Origin of the sequence: Caballeronia sp. ATUFL_F1_KS39 (genome assembly GCF_023630985.1) — a bacterium.
In the GTDB taxonomy this organism is placed as follows: domain Bacteria; phylum Pseudomonadota; class Gammaproteobacteria; order Burkholderiales; family Burkholderiaceae; genus Caballeronia; species Caballeronia zhejiangensis.
The window spans coordinates 1-8,306 of record NZ_JALQDZ010000055.1 but is presented as its reverse complement, the minus strand read 5'-3'; the positions used below and the strand labels follow the sequence as shown (position 1 = coordinate 8,306).

The window sequence follows — 8,306 nt, the reverse complement described above, 5'->3', positions numbered from 1 at the left end:
GTCAACGCCAATGTCAACGGCGGCTTCTCGTTCGCCAGCCCGCAGACCAACGTCGCGCCCGTCACGCAAGTCGATGCCTCGACGCACACGAACGTCGATCTGACCAACGTCACGAAGTCGATCGATGCGGTTGGCAGCGTGCTCGGCGGCGTGAAGCTGTAAGCCCTCACACAGCCATTCACGTCATCAGGAGAGACATCATGTTGAGAATCGAAAACCTCGCCGTCAGCAAGGAACTTGGTCGCGCTGAAATGGGCGCCATCGTCGGCGGCGCGAGCATCTTCCAGAACAACGGCATCAACGCCAACTCGATCACGGGCTTCGCGTTCGCGAGCCCGCAGATCAACGTGGCGCCGGTGACGCAGGTCGATGCATCGCAGTACACCAAGGTCGATCTGACCAACGTGACGAAGTCGCTCGACGCCATCGGCAGCTTGCTGCACGGCGTGAAAGCGTGAAGAACTGAAGCAGCACCGTCGACGGGAGAAGGAACAATTGTGCTTCCTTCTCCTTTCTTCACTACTTTGCGAGCGCAACTGCCTCGCGCTGCGCGATGAAATCCGCGGCAATGCTGTTATACGCAGCCGGAACGACATCGTGGATGTCACCCGCCTTCACCAGTTCACCGTGGTACAGAGCCCCGTCGTACTCGATATGAATCATGCTGTTCGGCGCGGGCTGCAGATAGCGATAGCCGCCCAACGATTGGATGACCCCTCCGGTCCTGGCCTGGATCTCCTCCAGAGACGCAAACGGATCCTTCCCCTTTGTCAGGTTCGCCCACAAGTGCGTGGTCACGACCGTGTACGGCAACTGATAGATGATGGATCCCTTCGGCATCGGCGATTTGTCGGCGGCAAGCAGAAACGGCAGTCCGTTGACGGCCGGACCCTCGTCCTTGCGAATGGCATCCGAGATCGGCAGACCCGATACGTCGTCCAATTTGATCGTGATTCGCTCCAAGGCCGTCGACATGCCCCGCATGCCGAGCTCATAACCTTGCGATAGCTTCTGGAAGATCTTCGAGTTCGAACCGAAATGGATGTAGGGGGTCGATCGCGACGTGAACGCACCTTCCGCCGTGATATACAGCTGCGTCTCATAGTCTTGCGTATATGCGCCCGCTATCGTTGTGGTCTTTGCGATGAAGTTGTCGTCGCTATCACTGTCGACGTAGAACCGGGTTCTGCCCGAAGCGACGGGCGTGTAGCCTCCGCTGCCGGGATAGTTCGCATCGAACTGATAGAAGCCGCTGCCGCTGTCCTTCAAGAAGATGCTGTTGAAGAAGCTCGCGGCCGCACTGGATGATGTGGGCGCGTCCGATGAAGTCGATGCCGTATCCGCCGAATTCGACGATGTCCCTCCCGTCGCCCCGTTGCCGTTGTTCTCGACAGCCGATAGTCCGCTGCCGCTTCCGCCTCCACATGCGGCGAGCGCGAGCAGCAGTCCGGCAGTGAGCGCCTTCGCTGTCGAATGAATCGACGCGAGCGTCAGACTCTTCTCGTTGGCCATGTTTTCTCCTTTGTTATTTGGGCCGCAGTGTCTTGACCATGCAATGCAGCCCGAGGTCGATCGCGCGTCAGAATTGCGCGGTCATCTGAAATCCGACCGTCACGCGCGATGTCTCGAGTGAAGACGGCTTGTAAATCGGCGTGCCCGCGAAGAAGTCATAGCTGAACCCAGCGTACTTCGACGGAATGCCGCCGCGAACGCCGATCACCGCGCCGACGAGCTGCGTGCCCGCGAGAAACTCGGTATTCGGGCCGAACACGCGACCGTAATCCACGCCGACGTAGAGCGACTGGCGCGTCTGTCCGATCGGCATCTGCAATTCGTTGCGCCAGTAGAAGCCTTTTTCTGCGGCCAACATTTGTTCGCCGTCGAAGCCGCGCACGGTGTAGCGGCTGCCGATCGTCAGGTCGTCGATGTAGTAAAGCTGATCGTTGGTGTATTGCCCGTGTACGGTCGTCACGTAGCGGAAGCTTTGCTTCGCAATGGCAAACGGCATCGACAGGTTCATATCCAGCACGGCCATCTTGAAGCGGTAGGTCGGTGCCCGCGTGGATATGGAGTAAGGATCCGGTTCCGGATCGGGTCTCGCGCCCAGACCACCGATGCCTTGGCGATACGCCAATGTCGCGTCGAACTGTGCACCGCCGAAGTAATGTCGATCGGTCAGTCCCAGTTCGAGGAAAGTATTGTTGCGTCGCTGTAGCTCGATCTCCGTGTCTTCGATGAAGCTCGCACCGAAGCGCTTCGAGAGTTGCATATAGCTGCTGAGCACGTCGCTCTGGCTGCGGCGCAGCACGCGCTGCAGTTTGAGCCCCGCGCTCTGCGAATTGCCGCTCGACACGAACGATTGATTCACACCGGCGATCTGCTGATAGTAAGTGTTCGTGTTGCCATACAGCGTCGCGGTCCAATAGCCCCATGGGATCGAGTAGGAACCGTTGAAGCCGTGCGAGCCCAAAGTCTTGTCGTCGAAGTACAGGTCCTGATTCGCGCCTACGCTCAGGATGTCGTTCAGTCCAAGAAGATTGTCGATGCCCAGGCTGACGTTGCCTTGCCACTTGCCGGTTGCACGGCTGCCGGAGTTGTCGACAGAGGCGACGAACGTCCAAGGCTTGGCGCGCCTGACGGTGATGACGACATCGCTCTCACCGGGCGAGCTGGTCGGATTGACCTTCATGTCGACGTCCTGGCTCGCGACGCGCTTCATCTGCTCCAGGCCTTGCTCGAGATCGCGCAGGTTCAGCACGTCGCCGGGACGCGCCGGAAAAGCGGTCTTCCATGTGCCCGACGTGTTGGGATCGGCAAAGCGCAATTCGCGGATCACGCCGGGCATCAGAGCGAACTTGAGCGTGCCGGTCGACAGGTCCTGTTCGGGCAGCAGCACACGCGTCGTGATCAGTCCGCGGCTCAGGATTGCCTGCTGAAGCGCCTTGGTCAGTACGTTCACGCCGTCCTTGCCGATGCATTGACCTTTGTAGTGGTCGAGCCACTCGCGGGCGAACGCGAACGGATCGAGCGGCAGCGATGATGCGCCCTGCTTCCGAATCGGCTCGGGCAGCGTTTGCGGCACATCGAGCTCGAAGGCGTCGATGCGAAAGCACGGCGTCTCTGAAGGAAGCAACGGATATCGCTTTTCGTCAGGGATTTCCGAGCGCACGGCCGGCGCTCGAATCGCCGATTCGCGTTGCTGTGCCTCGCGTTGTTGCTGGATTTGCTGATCCTGTATCGCATTCGCGCGCGCGGCGGCGGCTTCGTCTGTGAATGGAATTTGCTGCGCATTTGCTGCGAGCGACATCAGGGCTGTGAACGACAGAGCCGCAAGCCTTTTTCGGAAAATCATCAACTAACTTCTAGGTCTGAATGGAACAAAAAAACCGTCGCGGGCGGCGACAACATCCATACGCCAAACCCGAGCGACTTACCCGACCAAGGCCGAGCAGAACGCCGCTGCTGATGCGTGTGTCGGACGTGGAGAGAGCGTCGTCATCACCATGAACGACGCTCATGAGCGCCTGAACCCGGCCCGGTGAATGAGCCGTGCTCTGATTAACTACGATCCGTCCTTTTACTTTTTCTTCGCCTTCTCGGACGACCGACGGAAACTTCTTACTATCGCCGTCTCCGTCGTGGCCGTAAATAATCCTTTCCTGATCTTTCCATTCAATCAGAAAAAGATTGTGACTATCGTTGGACCATTTCAACACGGGTCAGATGTTGAGAGTCATTCCGTCCTGCTGTCGGCTGCGGTGCGGCCTCGCGCGTCACGCCGACGGCGACTATCCGTAGGTCGATCAGCAGGCGGAGATTCTGGCCGGCGAAGGCGGCTTTAACGTCAATGTGAAGGGCAACATCGATCTGAAAGGCGCGGTGATTGCAAGTGCCGCGGACGCACCGCAGAACAGCTTGAGTACACTGGCACGCCGACGTACAGCGACATCGAGTGATCACGATCAAGCGCATACAACACGCGTTCTGCGCGCCGAAGCTCGCGCTGCCTCCGCTTGACTAATCGTGAACCCGCCGCCCGCGCTGCTCCGATGCGCGCTGCTCGTGGTCACATCCTGCACGCTGACGATGTTCAGATCACCAACGTCCGACACGCGCCGCGTTGCCGAGTCAGAATCCTTTTTTTGCTGATGCGCCAATGACCTGCATCGGTCTTGCGCTGCCCGCATTGACGCTCGTATCCCGCTGCGCCGCGAGCGTGCCACCGTTCGTCAGCGCGCCGGATGTAGCGACGATCACGTCGCGCTGAGAAACCCATCGGCTTTCATCAAAAACAGCCCCGCAGCAGCCGGTCCGCGCGCCGATTTCCCACCCCAGTTATCATCGGTTCCACCTTTCGTCCGAGCGTGAAACCATGAGCACACTTCCCTACCGTAGCGCCCTCATCGTCGGTGCCGGGCCAGGCATCAGCGGCTCTCTTACGCGGCGTCTGCGCGCCGAAAACATTCCGGTTGTCATCGCGGCGCGCAATGTCGAAAAGCTCGCGGCGCTCGTCGATGAAACCGGCGCCATCGCGCTACCCGTCGATGCATCCGATGCCGGTCAGATGGAAACGCTCTTCGCCCAGACCGAAGCCCGCATCGGCGCGCCGGAAATCGTCATCTACAACGCGAGCGGGCGCGTGCGCGGACCCATCGCGGAACTCGATGCCGAAGAAGTCGCGCAGGCTGTCGCCGTCTCGGCGCTCGGCGCGTTTCACGCCGTCCAGCAGGCCGCGCGCCGCATGATTCCCGCCGGCAAAGGCGCGATCCTGCTGACGGGCGCGACGGCGGGCGTCAAGGGTTTCGCGCTGTCCGCGCCCTTCGCGATGGGCAAGTTCGCGTTGCGCGGCCTCGCACAAAGCGCCGCGCGCGAACTGGCGCCGAAGGGCATTCACGTCGCGCATTTCGTGATCGACGGCGGCGTGCGCGCCGAACATCGCGCCGATCCGCCCGACGCGCCGGACAGCACGCTCGATCCCGACGCCATCGCGCAAACCTATCTCGATGTGCTGCGCCAGCATCGCAGCGCGTGGACGTGGGAAATCGAGCTGCGGCCGTGGGTGGAGAAGTTCTGAAGCGTCACGCGCTCGCGGCGAGCTGGCCGATCCGCTCGGCCATCTCGCGGTCGACGGGCGTGTAGACGATCATGCCGAGATCCGGCCGGCCATCGACGGAAAACGCCGAATATTCCAGCTCGACCGATCCGAGCGCCGGATGCATCAGACGCTTGATGCCGCCGCCTTCTTCGTGGCTGTGGACGTCGTTGTCGCGCCAGAGCGCGTCGAATTCGGGACTCGCGTGCCGAAGCTCTTCGACGAGCTCGCCGACTTCCGACACCAGCCCCGCGCGCGCCACATCCGCCCGGAACGCGCCGACGACGAAGCGCGCGACGCTGTCCCAGTCGTGCTGCCGCGCGCGGACATCGGGATTGCGGAACAGGAATCGCAGGATATTGCGCCCGCCGGGCGGCAGCGTGCCGTAATCGGTCAGCACGACGGCCGCGGCGCGATTCCACGCGACGACATCCCACGTCGGCGTCTTGACGATGGCCGGGCTGGTCTGCAGCGAATCGAGCAGACGCTGAAGCCGCGGACTGACGCCATCGGCGGACCGGTAACGGACTTCCGGCGGCCGTCCCAGCCCGAGCATGAAGAGATGCTCGCGCTCGGCATCGGTGAGCAACAGCGCGCCGCAGATGCGCTCCAGCACATCGGCCGACGGCGCGCCGCCGCGTCCCTGCTCGAGCCACGTGTACCAGGTCGGACTGATGTTCGCGCGCTGGGCGACCTCTTCGCGGCGCAGGCCGGGCGTGCGGCGGCGTCCGGCGAAACCGAAGCTCGCCGGATCGAGACGCGTGCGCCGGCTGCGCAGAAAATCGCCGAGCGATCTGGCCGTATCCACGGATATGAAACCCTGTTAGTCGTTTTAATAGGATGACGTCACTACTTTAACGGGATAAAAAAACGTCGGATAGTGAGCGCCATTCGACCAGGGAGCTTCACCATGCGAATTTTTCTGACGGGCGCGACCGGCTTCATCGGCTCGGCCTTGGTGCACGAATTGATCAACGCGGGTCATCGGGTGATCGGCATGACGCGCTCGGATGCGGGCGCGCGGGCGCTCGAAGATGCCGGCGCCGAAGTGCATCGCGGCACGCTGGAAGATCCGGAAAGCCTCGCGCGCGGCGCAGCGCTGGCGGATGCGGTCATCCACACGGCCTTCGATCACGACTTCTCGCGCTTCGTCGAGAACTGCGAAAAGGACAAGCGCGCGATCGCCGCGCTCGGATCGGCGCTCGCGGGCACGAATCGTCCGCTCGTCATCACATCGGGCACCGGCATGGGCAGCGGCGAGCACGGCGAACCGGCGCGCGAGGACGTCTTCAACACGCGTCATCCGAATCCGCGCATCGCGTCCGAGCTGGCGGGGAACACGCTGCTCGATTCCGGCATCAACGTGTCGGTGGTGAGACTGCCGCAGGTTCACGATCCGTTGAAGCAGGGTCTCATCACGCCGCTCATCGGCATTGCGCGCGACAAGGGCGTCGTCGCTTATGTGGGCGATGGCGGCAATCGCTGGCCGGCGGGCCATGTCTCCGATGCCGCGCGGCTCTACCGGCTCGCCGTCGAGAAGGCGGAAAGCGGCGCGCGTTATCACGCGGTCGGCGAGGAAGGCATCGCGAGCCGCGCGATTGCCGAAGCGCTCGGACGCGGGCTGAAGCTGCCGGTCACGTCGATTTCTCCGGACGATGCAGCCGCGCATTTCGGCTGGATGGCGATGTTCGTCGGCCTGGACATGCCCGCGTCGAGCGCGCTGACGCAGGCGCGCCTCGGATGGAAACCGACAGGCCCGACGCTCATCGCCGATCTGGACGAAGCGCGCTACCCCTGACGCGTTTCGTTTGGCGCAAATGCCCCCGAAACTGTCATTTCCGACAATAGCCGGAACGCTCGGAATTGCCTAAAGTGATCGGCATTCGATCACCTTTCGCAACCGGAGCCGATATGATCCGCCCGACCCACGCCGCACTCGACCGCCCGATCTGGACCGCGCTGACCACGAAGCAGGCGCATCTCGGCCTCGGCGACACACTCGCGCGGCGTTTCCATCCGGATGTCGCGCCGTTCGGGGCCATCGCCTCCGATACACCCGATGCCTGGCGCGCGCTGCACGCGCTGCTGCAACCCGGCGAACACGTCGCGATGCTGTCGGCGGATGCCCTCGCGGACATCGGCGCATTGCACGCGGAGCGCGTCGGCACCATCCATCAGATGATCGCGACGTCGCGCTTCACGCAAAGCATCGACGACCGCGACGTGATCGCGCTCGGCGCTGCCGATATCGACGCCATGCTCGCGCTCGTGCAACGCACGAAACCCGGTCCGTTCGGCAGGCGCACGCGCGAAATGGGCCGCTACATCGGGATTCGCGAGCAAGGCGAACTCATCGCGATGGCGGGCGAGCGCATGGCCATCGACGGTCATGTGGAGATCAGCGCGGTGTGCGTCGATGAACGTTGCCGCGGACGCGGCCTGGCCGGACGGCTCATGAACATCCTGCGCAAGGAAATCGGCGAGCGCGGCGACACGCCGTTTCTGCATGTCTTCAGTCACAACGAAAGCGCCATCGCGCTGTATGAACGGCTCGGCTTCGAGCTGCGTCACGCGTTCACGTTGATGCGAATCAGCCGCCCGCTGAAATAAGCATTCACTGCGGCGAATGCGCAGGTGCCCGCATTCCAGCGCAATGTCGTAATTCTTCTATCCGCGCGAGCCGGCTTTCGATGGAATACGGGACAGTCACGCGTTCCCGCAGCAACCCGCTTCTCTCTTACATGGGTACCATCATGTTCAATCGCGCAGCCAGCACCGTTGAAAACGTCGATCCGGAACTCTGGGCGGCCATCACGAATGAAAACCGACGCCAGGAAGATCACATCGAGCTGATCGCGTCGGAGAACTACACGAGCCCGGCCGTGATGGCCGCGCAAGGCTCGCAGCTCACCAACAAGTACGCGGAAGGCTATCCGGGCAAGCGCTATTACGGCGGTTGCGAATATGTCGACGTGGTGGAGCAGCTCGCGATCGATCGCGTGAAGGAGCTTTTCGGCGCCGAAGCCGCGAACGTGCAGCCGAACTCCGGCTCGCAGGCCAATCAGGGCGTGTTCTTCGCGATGCTCAAGCCCGGCGACACCATCATGGGCCTGAGCCTCGCGCACGGCGGCCACCTTACGCACGGCTCGCCGGTCAACATGTCGGGCAAGTGGTTCAACGTCGTGAGCTACGGTCTCAACGAAGCCGAGGACAT

The 8,306-nt window shown here is 62.3% G+C and carries 7 protein-coding genes and 1 pseudogene; 5 read left to right on the top strand and 3 right to left on the bottom strand.

Going from position 1 to position 8,306, the window contains the following annotated elements:
* The first annotated feature begins 200 nt into the window (after positions 1-200).
* On the top strand, positions 201-458 hold the full coding sequence (locus NCR93_RS27675) for a hypothetical protein (RefSeq protein WP_008346261.1): 258 nt from the start codon (positions 201-203) through the stop codon (positions 456-458).
* A gap of 61 nt (positions 459-519) precedes the next feature.
* Here the strand turns inward: NCR93_RS27675 and NCR93_RS27670 are convergent, their stop codons facing one another.
* Both NCR93_RS27670 and NCR93_RS27665 read right to left on the bottom strand, forming a co-directional pair.
* Positions 520-1,512, bottom strand: coding sequence for a hypothetical protein (locus NCR93_RS27670; RefSeq protein WP_175980263.1), 993 nt, complete (start codon positions 1,510-1,512; stop codon positions 520-522).
* A 67-nt stretch (positions 1,513-1,579) separates the two neighbouring features.
* The gene (locus NCR93_RS27665; RefSeq protein WP_250532310.1) at positions 1,580-3,352 is read right to left on the bottom strand and encodes a ShlB/FhaC/HecB family hemolysin secretion/activation protein; all 1,773 of its coding nucleotides are present in this window, start codon (positions 3,350-3,352) and stop codon (positions 1,580-1,582) included.
* 1,020 nt (positions 3,353-4,372) lie between these two features.
* On the opposite strand from NCR93_RS27665, the gene NCR93_RS27660 reads away from it, so the two are divergent.
* Positions 4,373-5,074 (top strand): SDR family NAD(P)-dependent oxidoreductase, encoded by a 702-nt coding sequence (locus NCR93_RS27660; protein WP_175980265.1) that lies wholly within the window; start codon positions 4,373-4,375, stop codon positions 5,072-5,074.
* Between the two features lie 4 nt (positions 5,075-5,078).
* Here the strand turns inward: NCR93_RS27660 and NCR93_RS27655 are convergent, their stop codons facing one another.
* Positions 5,079-5,900, bottom strand: coding sequence for a helix-turn-helix transcriptional regulator (locus NCR93_RS27655; RefSeq protein ID WP_175980266.1), 822 nt, complete (start codon positions 5,898-5,900; stop codon positions 5,079-5,081).
* A gap of 102 nt (positions 5,901-6,002) precedes the next feature.
* Between NCR93_RS27655 and NCR93_RS27650 the strand changes: the two genes are divergently transcribed.
* From NCR93_RS27650 to glyA, 3 genes and pseudogenes are all read left to right on the top strand, one after another.
* Positions 6,003-6,890: an SDR family oxidoreductase gene (locus tag NCR93_RS27650; RefSeq protein ID WP_008346249.1), complete on the top strand. Its 888-nt coding sequence runs from the start codon at positions 6,003-6,005 to the stop codon at positions 6,888-6,890.
* Between the two features lie 113 nt (positions 6,891-7,003).
* Positions 7,004-7,702 carry a GNAT family N-acetyltransferase gene (locus NCR93_RS27645; protein ID WP_175980267.1) on the top strand — a complete coding sequence of 233 codons (699 nt, stop codon included), beginning with the start codon at positions 7,004-7,006 and terminating at the stop codon, positions 7,700-7,702.
* Positions 7,703-7,845: 143 nt separating this feature from the next.
* Positions 7,846-8,306 (top strand): annotated as a pseudogene (gene glyA, locus NCR93_RS27640) (serine hydroxymethyltransferase); the annotation flags it as partial.

Coding starts and splice junctions, on each gene's coding strand:
- NCR93_RS27665 (WP_250532310.1), bottom strand. CDS start 3,352: ATGATTTTCCGAAAAAGGCTTGCGGCTCTGTCGTTCACAGCCCTGATG.
- NCR93_RS27650 (WP_008346249.1), top strand. CDS start 6,003: ATGCGAATTTTTCTGACGGGCGCGACCGGCTTCATCGGCTCGGCCTTG.
- NCR93_RS27660 (WP_175980265.1), top strand. CDS start 4,373: ATGAGCACACTTCCCTACCGTAGCGCCCTCATCGTCGGTGCCGGGCCA.
- NCR93_RS27675 (WP_008346261.1), top strand. CDS start 201: ATGTTGAGAATCGAAAACCTCGCCGTCAGCAAGGAACTTGGTCGCGCT.
- NCR93_RS27645 (WP_175980267.1), top strand. CDS start 7,004: ATGATCCGCCCGACCCACGCCGCACTCGACCGCCCGATCTGGACCGCG.
- NCR93_RS27670 (WP_175980263.1), bottom strand. CDS start 1,512: ATGGCCAACGAGAAGAGTCTGACGCTCGCGTCGATTCATTCGACAGCG.